General features: G+C 50.9%; 21 protein-coding genes. 15 read left to right on the top strand and 6 right to left on the bottom strand.

What is annotated here, in order from left to right; translation table 11 throughout:
* Positions 1-32: 32 nt before the first annotated feature.
* Complete coding sequence (locus NNL38_RS17195) at positions 33-1,400, bottom strand: glutamine synthetase family protein (RefSeq protein ID WP_255391654.1); 1,368 nt, start codon at positions 1,398-1,400, stop codon at positions 33-35.
* Between the two features lie 211 nt (positions 1,401-1,611).
* Here NNL38_RS17195 and NNL38_RS17190 point away from each other — a divergent pair, with 211 nt between their 5' ends.
* On the top strand, positions 1,612-3,012 hold the full coding sequence (locus NNL38_RS17190; protein ID WP_255391653.1) for a tryptophanase: 1,401 nt from the start codon (positions 1,612-1,614) through the stop codon (positions 3,010-3,012).
* A gap of 127 nt (positions 3,013-3,139) precedes the next feature.
* Positions 3,140-3,832: a DNA alkylation repair protein gene (locus NNL38_RS17185; protein WP_255391652.1), complete on the top strand. Its 693-nt coding sequence runs from the start codon at positions 3,140-3,142 to the stop codon at positions 3,830-3,832.
* Between the two features lie 74 nt (positions 3,833-3,906).
* On the opposite strand, the gene NNL38_RS17180 is transcribed toward NNL38_RS17185, so the two are convergent.
* Positions 3,907-4,635: a MaoC family dehydratase gene (locus NNL38_RS17180; protein ID WP_255391651.1), complete on the bottom strand. Its 729-nt coding sequence runs from the start codon at positions 4,633-4,635 to the stop codon at positions 3,907-3,909.
* A gap of 512 nt (positions 4,636-5,147) precedes the next feature.
* On the opposite strand from NNL38_RS17180, the gene NNL38_RS17175 reads away from it, so the two are divergent.
* Positions 5,148-6,275 (top strand): serine hydrolase domain-containing protein, encoded by a 1,128-nt coding sequence (locus NNL38_RS17175; RefSeq protein ID WP_255391650.1) that lies wholly within the window; start codon positions 5,148-5,150, stop codon positions 6,273-6,275.
* Between the two features lie 151 nt (positions 6,276-6,426).
* Positions 6,427-6,621, top strand: coding sequence for an alternative ribosome-rescue factor A (locus tag NNL38_RS17170; RefSeq protein ID WP_369414633.1), 195 nt, complete (start codon positions 6,427-6,429; stop codon positions 6,619-6,621).
* Between the two features lie 85 nt (positions 6,622-6,706).
* Here NNL38_RS17170 and NNL38_RS17165 read toward each other — a convergent pair whose 3' ends face one another.
* The 3 genes from NNL38_RS17165 to rimK all read right to left on the bottom strand — a co-directional run bounded on the left by NNL38_RS17165 (position 6,707) and on the right by rimK (position 9,100).
* Positions 6,707-7,159, bottom strand: a complete 453-nt coding sequence (locus tag NNL38_RS17165; protein ID WP_255391648.1) for an ATP-dependent zinc protease family protein — start codon at positions 7,157-7,159, stop codon at positions 6,707-6,709.
* Positions 7,156-8,061, bottom strand: coding sequence for a mechanosensitive ion channel family protein (locus NNL38_RS17160; RefSeq protein WP_255391647.1), 906 nt, complete (start codon positions 8,059-8,061; stop codon positions 7,156-7,158). The genes NNL38_RS17165 and NNL38_RS17160 overlap by 4 nt, the downstream gene beginning before the upstream one ends.
* Before the next feature lie 133 nt (positions 8,062-8,194).
* On the bottom strand, positions 8,195-9,100 hold the full coding sequence (gene rimK / locus NNL38_RS17155) for a 30S ribosomal protein S6--L-glutamate ligase (RefSeq protein WP_255391646.1): 906 nt from the start codon (positions 9,098-9,100) through the stop codon (positions 8,195-8,197).
* A 204-nt stretch (positions 9,101-9,304) separates the two neighbouring features.
* Between rimK and NNL38_RS17150 the strand changes: the two genes are divergently transcribed.
* The 4 genes from NNL38_RS17150 to NNL38_RS17135 all read left to right on the top strand — a co-directional run bounded on the left by NNL38_RS17150 (position 9,305) and on the right by NNL38_RS17135 (position 12,549).
* Entirely contained in the window at positions 9,305-10,339 is a 1,035-nt protein-coding gene (locus NNL38_RS17150) for a succinylglutamate desuccinylase/aspartoacylase family protein (RefSeq protein WP_255391645.1), read from the top strand.
* Positions 10,340-10,503: 164 nt separating this feature from the next.
* Positions 10,504-10,971: an Hsp20 family protein gene (locus NNL38_RS17145; protein ID WP_255391644.1), complete on the top strand. Its 468-nt coding sequence runs from the start codon at positions 10,504-10,506 to the stop codon at positions 10,969-10,971.
* 317 nt (positions 10,972-11,288) lie between these two features.
* Positions 11,289-11,744 carry a ferritin-like domain-containing protein gene (locus NNL38_RS17140; RefSeq protein ID WP_255391643.1) on the top strand — a complete coding sequence of 152 codons (456 nt, stop codon included), beginning with the start codon at positions 11,289-11,291 and terminating at the stop codon, positions 11,742-11,744.
* 28 nt (positions 11,745-11,772) lie between these two features.
* Entirely contained in the window at positions 11,773-12,549 is a 777-nt protein-coding gene (locus NNL38_RS17135) for a metallophosphoesterase (RefSeq protein WP_255391642.1), read from the top strand.
* Between the two features lie 53 nt (positions 12,550-12,602).
* On the opposite strand, the gene NNL38_RS17130 is transcribed toward NNL38_RS17135, so the two are convergent.
* Positions 12,603-13,262 carry a peroxiredoxin gene (locus tag NNL38_RS17130; protein ID WP_255391641.1) on the bottom strand — a complete coding sequence of 220 codons (660 nt, stop codon included), beginning with the start codon at positions 13,260-13,262 and terminating at the stop codon, positions 12,603-12,605.
* A gap of 253 nt (positions 13,263-13,515) precedes the next feature.
* Here NNL38_RS17130 and NNL38_RS17125 point away from each other — a divergent pair, with 253 nt between their 5' ends.
* From NNL38_RS17125 to NNL38_RS17095, 7 genes are all read left to right on the top strand, one after another.
* Entirely contained in the window at positions 13,516-14,043 is a 528-nt protein-coding gene (locus tag NNL38_RS17125; RefSeq protein ID WP_255391640.1) for a GNAT family N-acetyltransferase, read from the top strand.
* A 60-nt stretch (positions 14,044-14,103) separates the two neighbouring features.
* Positions 14,104-14,445 (top strand): 5-carboxymethyl-2-hydroxymuconate Delta-isomerase, encoded by a 342-nt coding sequence (locus tag NNL38_RS17120; protein ID WP_255391639.1) that lies wholly within the window; start codon positions 14,104-14,106, stop codon positions 14,443-14,445.
* A 226-nt stretch (positions 14,446-14,671) separates the two neighbouring features.
* Complete coding sequence (locus NNL38_RS17115; RefSeq protein WP_255391638.1) at positions 14,672-15,280, top strand: 2OG-Fe(II) oxygenase; 609 nt, start codon at positions 14,672-14,674, stop codon at positions 15,278-15,280.
* A 288-nt stretch (positions 15,281-15,568) separates the two neighbouring features.
* Positions 15,569-16,288, top strand: coding sequence for an SIMPL domain-containing protein (locus NNL38_RS17110; protein ID WP_255391637.1), 720 nt, complete (start codon positions 15,569-15,571; stop codon positions 16,286-16,288).
* Positions 16,289-16,480: 192 nt separating this feature from the next.
* Positions 16,481-17,140 (top strand): hypothetical protein, encoded by a 660-nt coding sequence (locus NNL38_RS17105; RefSeq protein WP_255391636.1) that lies wholly within the window; start codon positions 16,481-16,483, stop codon positions 17,138-17,140.
* 19 nt (positions 17,141-17,159) lie between these two features.
* Positions 17,160-18,341: a sensor histidine kinase gene (locus NNL38_RS17100; protein WP_255391635.1), complete on the top strand. Its 1,182-nt coding sequence runs from the start codon at positions 17,160-17,162 to the stop codon at positions 18,339-18,341.
* Positions 18,341-18,976, top strand: a complete 636-nt coding sequence (locus tag NNL38_RS17095; RefSeq protein WP_255391634.1) for a response regulator transcription factor — start codon at positions 18,341-18,343, stop codon at positions 18,974-18,976. Before NNL38_RS17100 ends, NNL38_RS17095 begins: the two co-directional genes overlap by 1 nt.
* Positions 18,977-19,111 lie beyond the last annotated feature (135 nt).

Genomic DNA, 19,111 nt, shown 5'->3' with positions numbered 1-19,111 from the left:
CAGCAGTATCCCCAGCCTCATTCATTTCACCTTCAGATAATTTCAAAGTAACGGCTCAGCTCCCAGTCGGTGATATGTTTTCTGTATTCTCGCTCTTCCCATTCCCGGGAGGCGGCAAAATGTTCGACAAAAGCATCGCCAAACAGGTTTCGTGCGGCTTCTGACGCTTTGAAGCGTTGCGCGGCATCCCACAAGGTTCGCGGGAGCTCCAGTTCAGGCGCGTGAGGTTGTTTGTAGGCGTTGCCGACAACGGGCGGGTGGGGCTCCCAGCCCTGGGCAATACCGTAGAGCCCGGAGCCGAGCGCCGCCGCCAGGGCCAGATACGGGTTGGCGTCTGCGGCACCGATGCGGTATTCAATGCGCTGGCTTTTGGCCGAGCCGGTGATCACCCGCAATGCCGTGGTGCGGTTCTCGATCCCCCAGGTCGCATCGGTCGGCGCCCAGAAACCGGGGACCATCCGGCTGTAGCTATTCACGGACGGGGCAATCATGCACAGCAGCTCCGGCATCAGGCGCTGTTGCCCGGCAAGGAACTGGCGCTGGATCTGACTCATGCAATTGGCTTGACCGGCATCATAAAAGATCGGTGAGTCGTCTTTCTTTTTGAGCGAGAGATGGATGTGACCGCTCTGGCCGGGATAATCATTGCTCCACTTGGCCATAAAGGTCGCCATCAGCTCGTTCTTCTGAGCCAGCACTTTCATGTAGGTTTTAAACAGCGCGGCTTTATCACCGGCGGCTTCGGCCTCATCGACAGCAATGGCAGCTTCAATTACCCCCGGTCCGGTTTCGGAATGGATCCCTTCAATGGGAAAGTCCATGCTTTCACCCATGGCGAGGATGCTTTTATATAGCGCTGAGTAAGTCGAGTTGCGGATCATTGAATAGCCGAACCAGTCCGGGGTGATCGTCTCCAGATTGCGGAAGCCCTTTTCTCGGGCAGAATGCGGGGTTTCACGAAACAGAAAGAACTCATACTCAAGGGCCGCTAAGGCGCGATATCCCATCTCATCGGCCTGCTGGATCATCCGGCGCAGCATTGCACGTGGGCAGATGGATTCGGCACTGCCGGAAAACTCGGCAATGAACAGCAACATGTCATCTTCATCCAGCACATCTCGGCAGCTTTCGGGAATGATCCGCACCGGCGCATCCGGATACCCGGTGTGCCAACCGGTGTAACGGGCATTGTCGTAGAGCTGATCTTTGACATCCCAGCCGAGTACGACATCACAAAAGGCAAAGCCGTGGTCTAAGGCGGAGAAAAATTTATCGACGGCCATGTATTTACCCCGCATGACGCCGTCGTTATCAAACAGCCCGACTTTGACGTGCGTCAGTCCCCGCGCTTTGATGATTGCCTTGGCATCATCACTGGTCTTTACATCTCTTGGTCCCATAGGACTGGCTCCCTAATGCTGTACAAACAGCCGATGGATGTGTTTGTTGGCCCGGAGCCCTGGTGACGGCAATCGTTGTTTTCAGAAGAACCCCGTTACAAGGTTTTCCAGGTGGCTGATATATTTAACCTAGGAAGGCGGTGAATATTCGTCAACTTCACATCCTTGAATTGTCCGGTACCCGATGCAAGGTCCCGGTGGAGGTCGTCCCATGAAACGTGTTCCCGAGCCTTTTCGAATCAAAATGGTTGAGCCGATCCGCATGACCACGGCTGAGGAGAGGGCCGCCGCTTTGAAAGCCGCCGGTTTTAACCCGTTTGCGCTGAAAAGTGAGGATGTCTACATCGATTTGCTGACCGACTCAGGAACAGGGGCGATGAGTGATACCCAGTGGGCCGGGGTGATGATGGGGGATGAATCTTACGCCGGCAGCCGCAGTTATTACCGCCTGAAAGCTGCCATAGACGACATTTTCGGCTACCCCGACTTTGTGCCGACGCATCAGGGGCGGGGTGCCGAGCAGATCCTGTTTCCGTGTCTGGTAGAGAAAATGCGGCAGGTCCGGGGCGGGACGCATCCGGTGTTTCTGTCCAATTATCATTTCGATACCACCACCGCGCATGTTGAGATTTGCGGGGCGAAAGCGATCAATTTAGTCGATGAACGCGCGTTTGATACGGCGCAGCCTTTTTCCTGGAAAGGCAATATGGATTTGGAAAAGCTCAACCAGGCGATTGCCCATTATGGCGCTGAGAATGTCGCCGGAATTATTATGACCATCACCTGCAATAACACCGGCGGGCAACCAGTGGCCATGGCAAACTTAAAGGCAGTATATGAGCTCGCAAAGCGGTACGCTATCCCGGTAATTATGGATTCGGCCCGTTTTTGTGAAAATGCCTGGTTTATTCAACAGCGAGATCAGCAGTACAGAAAGGCGTCTATCCAAGATATCGTGGCGGAAATGTTTCGCTATGCCGACATGCTGACGCTCTCGGCCAAAAAAGATCCCATGGTCAATATCGGCGGCATTTGTGCGGTGCGTGATGATCCCGAGCTGTTTCAGCATGTTCAGTCCCGATGTGTGCCGATGGAAGGATTTGTGACCTACGGCGGGATGGCGGGCCGGGACATGGAGGCCCTGGCACGCGGACTCTACGATGGGCTGGATCAAGCGTGGCTGACCTACCGCATCAAACAAGTGGCGTATCTGGCCAGCCGGTTGGCGGAAGGGGGCGTCCCGGTGCAGCTACCGGCTGGGGGCCATGCGGTGTTTGTCGATGCCAGGCGGTTGTTGCCGCAGATTCCGCCGGAACAATTCCCGGCCCAGTCCCTATGTAATGCCCTGTACCTGGAGGCCGGTATCCGGGCGGTGGAAATCGGTTCTTTGCTTGCAGGTCGTGACCCTGTCACTGGTAGGCAAAAGCCATCACCGATGGAGTTTATGCGTTTAACGATCCCGCGCCGGGTTTATACCAATGATCATATGGACTATGTCGCCGATGCCTTGATTCGCGTGAGTCAGCGGGCGGCAACATTGTCCGGATTGGTGTTTGAATATGAGCCGCCACTGCTGAGGCACTTTATGGCGAGGTTCAGACCACTGGGGTGATTTTTGCCGACCGGGTTCCGCTGTGGGTATGAAACGGTTTTTCTGTGCTAGAGTTTGTGTTCCAATGTAGAAGACAACATCATTGTCTCTTCAGACGTTTATCCGCAGTTAGCTAAGGAAGTTTTCTATGTCGCTCATCATTCCTATGGTGATTTTTATGCAGCAGCGTCTGGCAGAAGCCGGTGATCCCGACGAAGCGAGAGCGATGCAGGCTTATATGAAAACAGAGCAGCCGTTCTATGGGGTAAAAGCGCCCGAGCGCCGCGCCATTTTTAAACAAGCAAGGGAACATACCCAAGTTCGAAATTTTACCGATTATCGGCGCCTGGTATTGTGGCTGTGGTCCGGTGAAAATCGGGAAGAGCAGTATCTGGCAATGGACGTTGCCGAACACTACAAGGTGTTCCGAACCCTGGAAGCGTTTGAGATTTATGAGGAGATGCTTCTTGGTGCCTCTCACTGGGATACTGTTGATAAGATTGCTTCGACGCTGATCGGTCCTTTGGTGCAAGAGCACCGTGAGCTGGAATCAAAGCTGCTGGCGTGGCGCAAATCCGACAACATGTGGCTTCGCCGCGCATCTTTGCTGGTTCACTTAAAACACAAAGCAGACACCAATGTACCTTTGCTCACTGAAACCATTTTGATGCTCGCGGATGAAAAGGAATTTTTTATTCGTAAGGCGATTGGCTGGGTATTGCGGGAGTATTCGAAGACCGAACCGGATTTTGTGAGTCAGTTTGTGTCGGCTCATGCCGATCGGCTATCTTCCCTGAGCCGTAATGAAGCGCTGAAAATTCTACCCGTGAACATCGTCTAGTGGTAGTTCTCCGGGAACTTGAACGAAAAAGCCAGGTTGAACCAACCTGGCTTTTTTTGCTTGGGTGTCCCGCTTTAAAAATGGAGATGGATCACCGACTCCGCGATACAGGCCGGACGACGGATACCTTCGATTTCGACCGTGAGTTCCTGAACAATTTCCAGGCCGCGCTTGATTGGTGTGACGGTTTGAATGCGGGTACTGGCTCGGACACGGCTGCCGGACTTCACCGGGTACGGGAAGCGGATTTTATTAAATCCGACATTGACTGTCATTTTCGCCGTTGGGAACTTTTGGTTCTCCGGGTCGACACTGTCCGTTAATACAGAGAGCAGGGACAGGGTCAGAAAACCATGGGCAATCGTGGTTTTAAACGGTGACTCCGATGCCGCACGCCCAGGATCGGTATGGATCCACTGGTGATCTTCGGTGACATCGGCAAAGCGGTTAATGCGATCCTGATCAACTGTGAGCCATTGACCCACGTGAATGACTTCACCCAGGGTATCATTGAGCTCTTTCATCAGAGCTTCTGCTTCCGGCTTCATCACAATCGGTGCAGGCTGTTTGGCTGGCTCTGCTGTAGCTTTCACAGCAGTGGCCTCCGGTGCCGGGCTATCAACTGCATCATCATTGGAGGCGAGGTTATGATTGTTAATGAATGCGCCAAGTTGCGTACTGTTCGCCTTCCTCATCAACTCAAGCCAGTAGTCACGCAATGAAGGTGATAGGAAGTCTTTCAGTTCAAACTGCTGTCGTGACAGACCATCACGTTTTTGTTTAAAAAAATCGACGACATTCATGACTGTTTGACCTTATTAATATTTGTCTTGAAGTGGCTAAGGCGGCTTATTGTAGCCATTATCGGGAACAATAAAAGTTATTTTGTGCCCCAGATCTCATTTCAACACATGTCGGATGAGTTTAATTTCTTTTGATTCAGTGGCTTATGTCGATTGTTAATTTGGTGCAAATGTTCTAGTTTATCCGATGGCTTGATGCTTTCATCTAATAAAACACTATTTTCAGCGAACGCTTGTACACGAAATCTATTATTTTGAGCGTACGCTTGTAAGCGGAAAGAATTAACCTCACTCAAAATGAAAGCAATAAATCGCACAGGCGAAATAACAAACAGCAATTTTTATCATAGAGCAATTCTAAGTATATTTCTTGAACTATTTTGTCATCAATAACTTTTTTGTTACGCCGCTAAGAACCTTTTTGCGAACGCATTTAATTCTCAATTCAGAGAAAAAATAACTGTTTCTGCAGGCACTACGCTTAGTGAAAACTAACGAAGGCTGGTGTTCCTGTGTTGCATAAGCTGTACGGGTTGTGCCCGGTTGCGCTCTTGCTGATCTCTATGATCACCCTCCCCGGTATGGCGAAGGACGAAATGGTTTTCGCCCTGGACAGTTATGTACAAAAGGCGGTCAAGCAGGGTATCCCAGGCGCATCCTTAGCCGTTGTTGTTCATGGTAAAGTACGATTGTTAAGAGGGTATGGTGTCACCAGAATTGGCGGGAAACAGCGAATTAATTCTGCCACGGTTTTCCCGCTGGCATCAATTTCGAAAACGTTTACCTCAACGGTTGCGGCGATTTTGATCTCCAGGGGGCTCATTGAATGGGATACTCATGTTGTTCCTTATCTGGAGCATGTCAGTTTTAGTGATCCGGAACTGGGAAAGCATGTGACCCTGCGTCATCTATTGTCGCACTCGAGCGGCCTGGTGCCCCATGCCTATACAGATTTGCTGGAAGATAATGTTCGCTATTCCCGCATTCTGCAAATGCTCAGCCGGGTACGGTTTGTGTGTGAGCCGGGCCGCTGTTACGGTTATCAAAATGTGATGTATAACCTAGGGGCGGACATGCTGGCCCAGGCCTCCGGCAAGGACTACTCGACCTTAGTTCAGGAACTGATCTTTGTCCCGTTACAGATGTCGCACGCCTCGTTCGGACTGACGGGTTATCTGAACAGCCCGAACCGGGTCGAACCTCATGTGAAAGTGAAAAGCGGGTTTGCGGCGGTGAAGCCGGCAGCCTATTACTATCAGGTGCCGGCGGCTGCCGGGGTGAATGCCTGTGCACAGGATCTGGCGAAATGGATGCTGGCTCAGTTTGGCCATCAGCCGGGGGTTCTTCGGCCGTCGGTACTTGCTGTGATGCATAAGCCCCATGTGCGGGCAAACCAGTACCGTTATCGTGCCAAGCTCAGCAATGTTTATTATGCGCTGGGATGGCGGACGTTTGATTACCAGGGCATTGCCGGGTTTGTGCATCATGGCGGCTGGGTGAAAGGGATACGCACTGAAATGGTGTTTCATCCGGTATCGCAAACCGGGATGGTCTTTCTGACCAACTGTGAAACGAATGTCGCCCGGGAGATTGTGATCAAATTTCTCGATTTGTATCAGCAATACATACACGAAAAATAATCTTGGCCGGTGAAAAATTTGATTGTGTGAACCCGCCAAATGGTCTTAATATTGCGCAGTCTGCCAGACTGTTCTGGCAGCAGATTTTCATTCATTAAGGAACTCTATCATGGCTAAAAAAAGTAAGCTAAAACAAAATGATACTCTCCAAGTGGTGCAGTGCAATCATGCATCGCCAGCGCTTGAGACCGAGCTTGGCAGAGGCAAGGTTCAGGATAATGCGCTCAAAGCTGCTGTGACCAGCACCCTGTTCCGAACCCGTGTCGAGAAAGCGAAAAAAGGGAAGGGGAGCTTTCAGCGCAAGGCAAAACATGCCGGACGAGAGTCCTATTCAATCGCGGCTTAAGTCTCTGACTTGACGAGCGATTGCATAGGACTTTTTCTTGTAATCCTTGCTTGAATGCTGACCTGGCAGCTTCAGGGCATTCTGATCAATGGCAACCGTGTACCGGCTGTTTCCCCAGCAGAAAAGATTGGTCTGAGTCGACCACAAACCCTTGCTTGAGGACATTGCGCCCAAGCAACATTCGAAACTTCATCGATTCCCGGTCGGTCAGGGTGATCTCCGCTTCCAGCTGCTGATCGCCGAGCGTAATCTCGGTTTTAATCACATAACGCATTTCCTGATGACCGCCAGAATCGGTGACTTGCCGCTGATCACTGAGCCGGGCGTGACACTCAACGACTGTGTCTAAATCATGTTGCAGTGGGTGGATAAAAAACTGGACCCAGGGCTCCTGGTCTTTCATATACGGATTGACAATGAAAGCATGCAAGGCACTGGTTTTGGCTCCGGTATCAACTTTGGCTTTGATGGCCGGGATACCGAGGGCGGGCAGTGCCAGCCATTCTCGCCAACCGACCGTGGTTTTAGGTGACTTCACGAGGTGCCTCCGGTGGTGGGATCTACGAGCTCTGCTTTTTTGCTCTCTTTCTCCTTTTCTTTTTCCTTCTCTTTTTCTTTCTTCAGGCGGCTCAATTCAGCATACCAGAATGCCATAAAGTCTTCTGTGAGTTGTTGTTCGATGTTCACAGCTTCCTGGGTCGGACAAAAAATAGTGATGGTGAAGATATTTTTGCCAATGTTGGATGTACTGATCCGGACACTCGGTGAGGTCCCTTCGATTTGGATCCCCAGGCGTTTTTCGATGAGTCCGGTATAGCGCTGTGCGACTTCCTGGAAAGGGGCACAGTATTCATTGGCCTTCTCCAGAATGTAGGCTTTGGCATCGAACACATTGATGTCAGCTTCCCGGGTAATGGCAAACGAATGACTGATGTAGCGACGCATGAAATTGAGGTTTTGGACTGTGCCACCGACAAATTGGTGGTTGGGGATCGACAGGGATTTTCCGGTGTAGCCGTAGCTGAGGTTGTCCATATCAATTTCAAGCAAGGTCGTGCTGAACCAGTCGCTGCGCGCGACTTCGCCGTAGTTCGAGCCGACTTTAATCCAGTCCCCGATCACAAAAGTCCGGTTACTGGCGATGTAGAGCGAACCCAGAAAACATTGGATAAATTCACGGGTGGCGACCACCAGAGCAACTGCGAAAGCCGCAATCGAGAGGGCCATATAACGGATCTCAGACAACCAGATGATGATTAAGCCCACCGCAATGACCAGGTTGGTTAAGTTCTTGACGGTGTTGATCCAGCGTTTGGGTTGTTCGTCATCACCATTGGGGCGTTGTCCCAGGTGGCGGATCGCCAGCCAGCGGATCACCCAAGCCATGGCGATCAGGACCAGTGATGCAATGAGTTTATTACCGGTAATCAGCTCGTTCACCTGAAATCTCCTTCGTTCTCATGTCGTGAATGATACGCGTCAGGGTATTGTACGGGGGGTAACACAACATGAGAACTTAGTTTTACTGAGAATTTTCACTCGAGATTTCTCGTTTGTATGATTGGCTTTCCGGTTAACCTTTGCCCCGGGTTCGGGTGGTACTCTGTTTGGCATTGGCTTCAAGGAACATAATGATTTTGGATGCAATGTCGCGCTCAGAGGCTTTTTCGATCCCTTCCAGGCCGGGCGAGGAGTTCACCTCCATGACGACAGGGCCATGCATGGAGCGCAGCAGATCAACCCCGGCGAGGTTGAGTCCCATGGTTCGGGCCGCCCGAACGGCAGTTGAGCGCTCTTCCGGCGTGATCCGCACCAGGCTCGCTGAACCGCCGCGGTGCAGGTTCGAGCGAAATTCACCTTCTTTCCCTTGGCGTTTCATGGCGGCAACCACTTTATCGCCGATCACAAAGCAACGAATATCAGAACCTCCGGCTTCTTTGATGAACTCCTGAACCATGATGTTGACATGAAGGCCGAGAAAGGCCTCAATGACACTTTCTGCAGCGGTTCGGGTTTCTGCCAATACCACACCGATCCCCTGAGTTCCTTCCAGCAGCTTGATCACCAGCGGCGCACCGCCGACCATGTCGATGAGATCCGGGATATCACTGGGCTTATTCGCAAATCCAGTGATGGGCAGACCGATATTCTTTCGGGCCAGTAGTTGAAGTGAGCGTAACTTGTCGCGAGAACGTGAAATCGCGACGGATTCATTAACAGAATATACGCCCATAGTTTCAAACTGACGCAGGACAGCAGTCCCGTAAAAGGTAACGGATGAGCCGATTCTCGGGATGACTGCATCAAAGTCTTCGAGCGCTTTCCCTTCGAAATGGATGGAAGAGGCGCGGGAGTTAATGTTCATATAACAACGCAATACATCAATCACATGCATTTCATGGCCGCGTTCTTCGCCCGCTTCGACCAGGCGGCGAGTGGAGTAAAGTTTTTTGTTGCGGGATAGAATAGCAATTTTCATCAGAGCGTCCTTCACGGTTGAGCTTTTGCCCGGTGATAAACGGTATGTTTACCGATCAAGCTAGTCGTAGTTTGGGTGCTTTTCAGGTTTAGTGATAAGAAATCGTTTAAAAAGTGCACACTATCGAGTGTATACCATCATCTCGCATTGCAGTTCTGGACTATGCTGGTAGATGTCCTGCCGTTAAAGACGGTTCAATAACGTATGATAAGCAGAGGGAAAACGCCGCGGGCTCCGATCACCTTTGGTGATGTTGAGGTAGCAGCCGGTGAGCGAAAAAGCATTTATCTGGATGTGGCCAGGCTCTATACCCATACCAGCCTGGACATGGTGGTGGAAGTGATTCACAGCAAGCGGGACGGTCCAGTGTTGCTGGTGTCTGCGGCCATTCACGGCGACGAGATCAACGGGGTTGAGATTTGCCGCCAGTTGCTCAAACACAAGGCGCTGAAGCGGATCCGGGGAACCCTGGTGATTGTCCCTGTGGTGAATATCTTTGGTTTTATCCATCGCTCCCGTTACCTGCCGGATCGGCGGGATATGAACCGGAGTTTCCCGGGTTCAGCCAAGGGCTCGGTCGGTGGCCGGTTTGCCTATCAGTTCCGTACCCAGATCCTGAGTCAGTGCACTCATGTCATTGATCTGCATACCGGAGCAGTTCATCGTAGCAATTTGCCCCAGATCCGGGCCAATATGGATAACCCGGTGGCGGCGCAGATGTCGCTGAGCTTCGGGGCGCCGGTGGTGATTGATTCCAAGACCCGTGACGGTTCCTTGCGCGAATGCGCTGATAAGCAGGGCGTGCCGGTGATCCTGTATGAGGCCGGGGAGGCATTGCGCTTTGATGCCGCTTCGATTAAAGGTGGGGTCCGGGGCATTTTGAATGTGATGCGTAACCTGGAGATGCTGCCGGCTTCACCGGCGTCGAAGAAAGCTTTTCAACCCGTGATTGCGCGGGCATCTTACTGGCTCCGGGCTGAAATTGACGGTATCTGTATGTTTATGGCCAAGCTGGGCCAGCGGGTGGCGGTCGGTGATGTGCTGGCGCTGATTTCTTCACCGTTCAGTACGGATGAATATCCGGTGATCAGCAGAACGGCTGGGATCATTATTGGCCGAAACAATATCCCGCTGGTGAACGAAGGTGATGCGCTGTTTCACATCGCCAGGTTTGCCACTGTGGTGAAAGCAGAAAAAAGTATTGAAACCTTCCATTCGGAAATCGAAGAAGATTATTAACGATCGTTATAAATCGACACGTTCTCATGAATAATTAGCTTAATAACAGCGTTGAAAAGCGATTTCCGAAGATCTATAAAATGAGTGTCCGGGGTATGTCTTCGAGAGAGTGCTCCCGGCATGATTGAATTTATAGTGTGTTGCTTCTGATTGGAGGATATATTATGAACTCAATTGACTTATCTCCTCTGTACCGTAATAGCATCGGTTTTGACCGTCTCGCATCCTTAATTGACAGCGCTCTAGCAACCGATTCGGTGTCTAGTGGTTATCCGCCATACAATATCGAAGTGCTGAGCGAAAACCATTATGCCATTACGCTTGCTGTTGCAGGCTTCGAGCAACGTGAGCTGGATATTAAAGTCGAAAAAGGTGTGTTAACGGTTCGCGGTGAAAAAGCGACTGAAGAGGAGCGTAAATACCTGTACCGTGGTATCGCGAATCGGACATTTGAACGTAAGTTTAACCTTGCGGACTATGTTGAGGTGGTTGATGCCGGCCTGAGCAATGGTTTGTTGACCATTAATCTGAAAAAAGAGATCCCCGAGGCGATGCAGCCTAAAACCATCTCGATTAATCAGAATCGCAAGGTCATCGAGAATAAAACAGATGAGTCCGAACATGCGGCCTAAACGGGGCACCATTCGCTGAGCTGCAGTTGAAGGTGGCAAAGCGAGAAACATTTGAATGGCTGAAGGCTGCGGCATGTCCGCAGCCTTTTTTTATGGCGTATCCCGGCTCAGCGTGATGAGATGTAGGTGTATGGGATTCAGTTCATACCAGACTCCTGGGTCAGTCGATACAGCCTACCTGAACAGCTGCGATCAAATACGGAAAAAATAAGGAAATGAGCCCGGCGTATCTTGGCTAAAATGGTATTGATTATTTTCATATTTAGCCGTGATGATCGTTGTGCGGCTGCCTTGTCACCGACAGGTAGGGATTGAGAATGAATGATACTGAAAAGAAACAAGTCATTGATCTGCTCAACAATATTATGGAAAACGAGCTGGCCGGGGTGGTGCGTTATACCCATTACTCCCTAATGGTGTTTGGTTATAACCGGATTCCGATTGTTTCCTGGCTCAAAGGGAATGCGGATGAAGGGCTGTTGCATGCGCATAAAGCCGGGGAGATGGTCACGCTGCTGGGGGGGCACCCGTCTTTGAAGGTTGGGCCATTGCTGGAAACACACCAGCATGATATTGGCGATATCATGCGCGAGAGCTTAGCGCATGAAGAGTCGGCGCTGGCGTTGTACTACAAACTGCTCAAGATGGTTGAAGGAAAGTCCGTGGTGCTGGAAGAGTACGCCCGGGAAATGATCTCGGCGGAAGAACTGCATCGTGATGAAGTCAACAAGATGTTACGAAAACCCGGAGAAACCCAACCGTTTGAAGAGTAGGTCGGGGAGACGCAATTAGGAGGCGCGCATGCGTATTCAGTTCCAGTCAGATCTTCACCTGGAGTTTATGCCGTCGCCTTCAAACTATGAGCTCCCTCAGGTAGGAGCCGATGTGATTGTGATTGCCGGTGATATCGGGGTGAAAAGCGATCCCACCTATATTGACTGGGTGCTCGAATCGACTGCAGGGACGCCAACCGTCGTGATTGCGGGCAATCACGAACCCTATTTGTCGAGCAGGCAATCCAGCTTGCATGTCTGGCGGCAGGCCACGGCCAACACCCATGTTCATTTTCTGGAAAAAGATCAGGTGGAGTTCCAGGGGGTGCGATTTCTGGGTACAACCTTGTTTACCGACTACAACCTGCGCGGCAATCGGCACAGCGCGATGGCTGCGGCTGCCACCGACCTCAGTGACCACCGTTTGGTGCAGTACGAAGACCATCTGTTTACCCCGGATGATGCGCTCTTTGAGCATCGCCTTGCCCGTCAGTTTCTGGAAGGTGCCTTACACCAGCCTTACCCGGGGCGGACTGTGGTGGTCACGCATCATGCGCCCAGTCCACGGTGTTGGGGGAGCGGGGTGCCCGCAAGGTTGGCCCGGCCGGAGCGACTGGCGCCAGCTTATGTCAGTAATCTGGAGTCGATGATGGAGCACCATGACATCCAGCTCTGGTTTCATGGTCACCTTCATCACAGCGTGGATGTTGTCCTCCACGGCACCCGGGTGCTGAGCAATCCCAGGGGCTATTGGCCGGATGCACTGAATCCGGCATTTGAACCAGGGAAGTGGGTTGAAATATAACCTCACCCCCGTAAGCGGCAGGTGAGGCGTATGCTTTATGTTGATGTAGATGATTACTTCGGCTGCGGGACGATGCGCATATAAGGCTTGGGCGCCCGCCAGCCGTCAGGGAATTTCTGCCTGGCCTGTTCATCGGAAACCGCAGGAACGATGATGACATCTTCTCCTTGCTGCCAGTTAACCGGCGTTGCCACCTGATGTTTGGCCGTGAGCTGGATGGAATCCAGGACTCTCAGCACTTCATCAAAATTACGGCCGGTGCTCATCGGGTAAGTGAGGATCAGTTTGATCAATTTATCCGGGCCGACAATGAAAACTGAACGTATGGTGGCGTTATCGACCGCTGTTCTTTCCTGGGCAGGGCCGCTGGCGTTGGGGTGGATCATATCGTACAGCTTAGCTACGCTGAGGTCTGAGTCCCCAATGAGTGGGTAGTTCAAGGCATGACCCTGGGTTTCTTCGATGTCTTTGAGCCAGGCTTGGTGATCGCTGACTGAGTCAACACTGAGCCCGATGAGCTTGCAATGTCGCTTATCGAACTCGGGTTTTAAGCTTGCCAGGTAGCCAAGCTCCGTTGTGCAGACCGGCGTAAAGTCTTTTGGGTGAGAAAACAGAATGGCCCAACCGTCTCCGATCCAATCGTAAAAGCGTATCGATCCTTCAGTGGTGTCGGCGGTGAAATCAGGGGCTTTATCTCCAATTCGTAGTGGCATGGTACGCCTCCGTGATGTCTTTGCGTGTTGCAGTTTAACTGTAGTTCTCAGGGGGAGGACTGCAAGTTGCCATTCAACGAGAACCTTAGCTAACGTACTGTTTTTAATGCTTAAGATCCTCTCGACGACAATGTGATTTTTCACGCAGGGTTTTATATCGAATCGGCTCAGGAAAGTGAATAATTCATTTACACTCTTATAACACCTGTGGCACAGTGTTCTGGTGAGTTGCGGGCTTATCAGGAGTTGTCGATTGGAAAGTGAAAGAATTCAGCTGGTCCCGCCGGCGATGTGTTGGGTAGAGCCTGTCCTTGAGGCCGTTTGTGCTCATCGTGACACGCTGAGTGTGTTCTTGCCTTGGGTCCCTCATCACCAGACCATTGAACAGGCCACGCAAGCCATGCGTGAGGCGATTGATAATTTTGAACATCAGCGCGGTGAACTCAGGTTTTTCATCATCCGAAAGTCCGATGCCCGTCTGCTCGGGGTCGTCGGGCTGATCCTGAAAGACCCGGCCGTGCCGCTTTGTGAAATCGGTTACTGGCTTCGTAGTGATGAAGTCGGCAAAGGGTATATCACGGAAGCGGTGGCCCGGGTGGAACAATATGCGCTGGAGCATCTGAACGCAGAGCGTCTGGAAATCATCGCGGCTGCGACCAATCTGCGTAGCCGGGCAGTTGCAGAGCGGTGCGGCTATCGATTGGAGGCCCGCCTTGAAAAAGCGCGCAGGCTGCCGGCCGGGCAATTAGATGACACCGTGATTTATTGTAAACATCGTTAATCATCAATCCTTACTGACTCCGCTCAGCGGGTTGTGCTATCAAAAATACAGGAGCGTGAAATGCCACATTGCATCATTGAATACTCGAAGGAACTGGAAGCGGCCATTTCACCCGATGAACTCTCTTCAGTCGTTTTTCAAGGCGCGTTGGAATCCGGGCTCTTTACCCCGGCAGATATTAAAACCCGGGTGATCCCGTATACCAGCTATCAGGTGGGGGGAACCACGGCGGGGTTTGTGCATGTCACAGCTCGGATCTTGGCCGGTCGTGATGAAACAAAGAAAAAGAATTTGTCACATCATATTTTGCAGAAGCTGCAGCAAGTCGATCAGCCGAACACTTCCTACACCGTTGAAGTGGTTGACATTGATGTTGCCAGCTACGCCAAGTCGGTCAGCTAAAAAAACGCCTGCTGCCTTGAATGCGTCAAGGCAGCAGGCCCTGTATCTGCTTCAAGCTATTCCGCCGAGGTAACTTTCCTATCGCACGATGGCTCCGATGTTGAGGACAACATCTTCTTTTTACTCCTTCAATTAAAATTTCTTATCAATGGCATGAAAATGTTGATTTGTTCTGTTCCCCGGAGGTTTTTATAACAGCAGCATAGACTTTTCTTCGTAGATGCTGATGAACGTAGATACTTTAATTGATGCGATCCATACCCGTGGCTGGTTTATTTGGGACGATTTTTTAACACCGGCGCAGGTGAATGACTTGCGAGCTTGTATCCCATCAAACTGGCAACAGTCCGGCATCGGTCGGGATACAAATTACGTTCAGGAAGCGCGGGTGCGTAAAGATAAAATCCAATGGTTGTCTCCGGAAATTGGCGCGCCGGTGCAGCATTATATGCAGCAGATGGAAGCCTTGCGGGTGGCGGTGAACCGCTACTTGTTCCTCGGTCTGTTTGAGTATGAGGCGCACTTTGCCAAGTATGAGCCGGGCGATTTTTACAAGAAGCATCTTGATAGCTTCCGAGGCCAGACCAACCGTAAACTGACCACGGTATTCTACCTCAATGAGCAGTGGGTGACGGAAGATGGGGGAGAGTTGGTGGTGTACGATCTGAACGACCAGTATCTGACCCAGGTTGCGCCGAAGGCGGGTCGGTTGGTGGTGTTTTTGTCGGAAAACTTTCCACATGAAGTTCTTCCGGCTCACCGGCTTCGTTACAGTATTGCCGGATGGTACCGGGTGAACGGCAGCACCGGCAACAGGCTGGATGTGGCAAGATAAAATTTAAAGCGCCGGTTAAACTATCACATGATCAACGACAGGCACGCTCAGGCGTGCCTGTCTTATTATATGTGTTACTGTTTCTGCAGGATGGGACGCCACCTGCCGGGGTATGGGTCACATTGTCGGCATTGTGTCGAAGAGAATTGCGCCGGAGACAGGACGAGGTGGCGGGACAGGTTTTAGACTTATGACAACGTCGGTGCCGAGGAGAAGGCATTGATCGCGGCTACGATGCAAGTTTGCTTTCACCACAACAGATGAAATGAGTCAGAGAAGGAGAAAGGGATGCAGTCGATGAATAAAACTGCCAGCATCATTCTGGGGCTTGGGATCTTTTTGGGCCTGACGATGCTGGGATATCTGTTGGGTCATGCTGCAATTGAGCACAAGATGTATGATCGCAGTGTCACGGTGAAAGGTTTGTCGGAGCGAGAGTATCCGGCAGATATTGTGATTTGGCCGATTCAGTTTAATGTTGCCGGGAACGAGCTGGTGGATGTCTACCAAACGCTGGATGCCCATGCGCAAGCGATTCGGGATCACCTGATCAGCCACGGAATCGAGGCGGCCGATATTTCCCTGTCAGCGCCCTCGCTTACGGATAAGTCTGCCCAGCAGTACGGCAATGATTCGGCTGCGCCTTTTCGTTATACCGCATTACGGATTGTGACGGTCTATTCGGCGAAGATTGCCGAGGTTCGCCAGGTAATGAATACCTTATCCGAGTTGGGTCAGAAAGGCATTGTTTTTACCGGGAACAATTATCAGAGCCAGACAGACTACTTGTTTACCCGGCTCAACGAGATCAAACCGGAGATGATTGAAGAAGCGACTTTGAATGCCCGAAAAGTGGCCGAAAAGTTTGCCGCCGATTCGGACAGCCATTTAGGAAAAATAAAACGCGCTTCCCAGGGCCAATTCAGTATCAGTGCACGGGATAAAAATAACCCGCATATTAAAAAGGTTCGGGTGGTATCGACCATCGAATATTATTTGTCGGATTAAACCTGAGGCCAGGGGAAATTGGCTCAGATGACCCTGCCTAATCGATGTTGAGGTGGGATCATCTCATGACTTTTGGCACATGGCAGTGGTGCCCGGATTGCTTAACCTGAAGATACCCAAATGATGTCAAGATGCGATGTTTTGCGAGCATTGTTTGGGTATTCACACTTTCAATCAGGAGAAGGTTCGGTCATGAAAACTTCATGGTGGCGATACGGTTTCATTGGGCTGGCATTTTTGGCTGGGTGCTCGGAAGAAGACTTGGAAACATCCAATTTTGGCTCTGATTACTATAAAAACCACTATACGCTGATGAATGCAACCGACTACGAAATTGATTTTCATATGGCCAATACGGAGTTGGATGGCGATGAGCGTGATGTGGAAAACAGCAAGTACTTCAAAAAGACGCTGGCTGCCGGGGCCGCACCCGTTGAGATCACGCATGAGCATAATGTCAAACGTCGAATTTCCTTTTATGTCGCCGCGAGAAACCAACTGGGTCTATTAGATCAGAAAAAAGTGAAAGTCTCCAATGACAAGAACTATCATTTTCTGGCCTGGCAACATCAGGGACAAGTCGCCCTAAACGTATTCAAGCAGGAAAAAGATGATCGCAGCAGTGAATTTTCCGTACGGATTTTTGCCGCCGATGCAGTGAATCTTGAAATCGAGGGTAGTCCGGTGTCCCTGACATCGGGGATGCTGAGCGGACGTTTCTATATTGATCAGTGCAATGGCGGTATCATGCAGAATGAACAGCCAATCTCGATATGTGATGCTTCATTCGGGCGCTCTTACTTATTGGTTGTCGACGGTGACGGGCGACAGGCCCTGTACCTGGAATATTAAGCAAGACATGGAGTCATGAATGGAAGCTATCAATGTGAAGCCGGCTGCAACATCGATTTGGCAGTCCTTGCGGTTGGGAAACTCAGAAAGCTGGCTAAACTTGGGGCTGGTGTTATTAACCTGTTTAACGGTGTCGATCTTTACGCTTTATACTGCCTGGCCCGATCAGCAGTCATTGCGTTTTCCATTTGATGATATTCGTCTGGCCGTTGGTATTTTGCTGACTTTGTCTCTGGTCTTTATTGGCTGTCATTTGTATCGGCTGCGTGCAGGCAAATCATCGGTATATCCACTGGCGGCCCAGTTTATTGCTTTGCTGGCTCTGTTGGTGTTGGTGGATAACGGCATCATCATGATCCTGGGGATAGTCTTTGTTGCCAGTATTCCCAAGGTCGTTCCCATTCGGTTCTGTATTGCGCTGAGTATTCTTTTACCCTGCATTTATTTTGCGGTGGCGGATATGTCATATGCATTGGTCAACGCGATTTTATTTACCACCTATAACCTGTTTGCGCTGCGTCTATCATATGCGATTGAAAATGAGCGAGCATCGAACCTGGCGAACCGGAATCTGGTCCGGGAGCTGCGGGCGACCCAGACCTTATTATCCGACACGGCGAAACGGGATGAGCGATTACGGATTGCACGGGATATTCATGATGTGATGGGGCATCGGTTAACGGCTCTGAATATGCAATTAGAGCTGACATTGCAGCTGTGTGCCAAGAGCGATTTAGCACAGATCCAAAAAGCCAAACGGTTGTCTGAGGAGCTGCTGTCCGATATTCGCCAGGCCGTGAGTGATTTACGCCGATTTGATTCCATCAATCTGGAGCAGGCGCTGCATGAGCAGGTGCGTGACTTGGATCAGCTCGACGTTCAAATTGATTTCCAGCCCGATTTGCGGATCAGCAATGCCCAGGTGGCAGAGTTGTTTTTCCGTGCGACTCAGGAAGCGATCACCAATGTGACTCGGCACAGCAAGGCCCGGCATTGCCTCATCCGGATTTGGCAAGATGATGAGCATGTCTATTGGCAGGCCAGTGATCCGGGTCGGGTAAAGCATCCGATTGTGTTGGGGAACGGATTGAAAGGGATGCAGGAAAGAGCCGCAATGTTAGATGGTGAACTGACAATTGATACCGAGCAAGGAACAACCGTTTGTTTGAGTTTGCCGGTTTCGTTATTAGGAGAAAAATAGTGGCGCGCGTCGTAGTCATTGATGATCAGAACCTGGTCCTGGAAGGACTGTGCAGCCTGCTGGATTTACACCCTGAGATTGATGTGGTGGCTCGGGCTCATGATGCTCAGGATATTTTGACCTTCATAGAAACTCATGAACCCGATGTGGTGATCCTGGATGTCAGGATGCCCAAATTCTCGGGGATCGATGCCCTGAAAATGATCCGTAACGCAGGCATTGACATCCCGGTAATGCTCTTGTCGACGTTTGATGAGCATGACTTAGTGCTCGAAAGTATCCGCCTCGGTGCGCAGGGGTATCTGAGGAAAGATATTTCGTTTCAGGTACTGACTGAAGCTGTGCTTTCGTTGCACCAGGGTAAGCGCTGGTTTCAGCCGGCGGTGACTCAGGGCATTACCAGTCGCAGCGAGCTGGAGGCGTTAAACAATGAGCAGCCGTTTACGCCGCTTTCGGACAGTGAATTGGAAATCTTACGCTTGATTGCTGCAGGCTTCTCAAACGCTGAAATTGCCTCGGCTCTGTTTAAATCGACCGGAACCGTGCGTAATCAGGTGTCGTCCATTCTGACCAAGCTGGTGGTCCGGGATCGTACCCGCGCCGTTTTAAGAGGGATTGAGTTAAAGCTGATTTAACTGTAACCGGAGCAACGCTCATTCCCTGAATTGAGATAAATCATATTGAATACAGTCTCTTAGCTGTGTTTTCATTGCAACTTTCCCTGCAACGCTTTACTCTGGCAACAGATTCACTGTTGTTCAACCGCACCT

Source organism: Photobacterium atrarenae, from assembly GCF_024380015.1.
Lineage (GTDB): Bacteria > Pseudomonadota > Gammaproteobacteria > Enterobacterales > Vibrionaceae > Photobacterium > Photobacterium atrarenae.
The sequence above is the reverse complement of the archived record's forward strand: the minus strand, read 5'-3'. Positions and strand labels throughout refer to the sequence as shown.

Bases quoted from the DNA above. Each gene is read 5' to 3' on its own strand.
- NNL38_RS17195 (WP_255391654.1), bottom strand. From the start codon at position 1,400: ATGGGACCAAGAGATGTAAAGACCAGTGATGATGCCAAGGCAATCATC.
- NNL38_RS17190 (WP_255391653.1), top strand. From the start codon at position 1,612: ATGAAACGTGTTCCCGAGCCTTTTCGAATCAAAATGGTTGAGCCGATC.
- NNL38_RS17185 (WP_255391652.1), top strand. From the start codon at position 3,140: ATGTCGCTCATCATTCCTATGGTGATTTTTATGCAGCAGCGTCTGGCA.
- NNL38_RS17180 (WP_255391651.1), bottom strand. From the start codon at position 4,635: ATGAATGTCGTCGATTTTTTTAAACAAAAACGTGATGGTCTGTCACGA.
- rimK (WP_255391646.1), bottom strand. From the start codon at position 9,100: ATGAAAATTGCTATTCTATCCCGCAACAAAAAACTTTACTCCACTCGC.
- NNL38_RS17150 (WP_255391645.1), top strand. From the start codon at position 9,305: ATGATAAGCAGAGGGAAAACGCCGCGGGCTCCGATCACCTTTGGTGAT.
- NNL38_RS17145 (WP_255391644.1), top strand. From the start codon at position 10,504: ATGAACTCAATTGACTTATCTCCTCTGTACCGTAATAGCATCGGTTTT.
- NNL38_RS17140 (WP_255391643.1), top strand. From the start codon at position 11,289: ATGAATGATACTGAAAAGAAACAAGTCATTGATCTGCTCAACAATATT.
- NNL38_RS17135 (WP_255391642.1), top strand. From the start codon at position 11,773: ATGCGTATTCAGTTCCAGTCAGATCTTCACCTGGAGTTTATGCCGTCG.
- NNL38_RS17130 (WP_255391641.1), bottom strand. From the start codon at position 13,262: ATGCCACTACGAATTGGAGATAAAGCCCCTGATTTCACCGCCGACACC.
- NNL38_RS17120 (WP_255391639.1), top strand. From the start codon at position 14,104: ATGCCACATTGCATCATTGAATACTCGAAGGAACTGGAAGCGGCCATT.
- NNL38_RS17115 (WP_255391638.1), top strand. From the start codon at position 14,672: ATGAACGTAGATACTTTAATTGATGCGATCCATACCCGTGGCTGGTTT.
- NNL38_RS17110 (WP_255391637.1), top strand. From the start codon at position 15,569: ATGCAGTCGATGAATAAAACTGCCAGCATCATTCTGGGGCTTGGGATC.
- NNL38_RS17105 (WP_255391636.1), top strand. From the start codon at position 16,481: ATGAAAACTTCATGGTGGCGATACGGTTTCATTGGGCTGGCATTTTTG.
- NNL38_RS17100 (WP_255391635.1), top strand. From the start codon at position 17,160: ATGGAAGCTATCAATGTGAAGCCGGCTGCAACATCGATTTGGCAGTCC.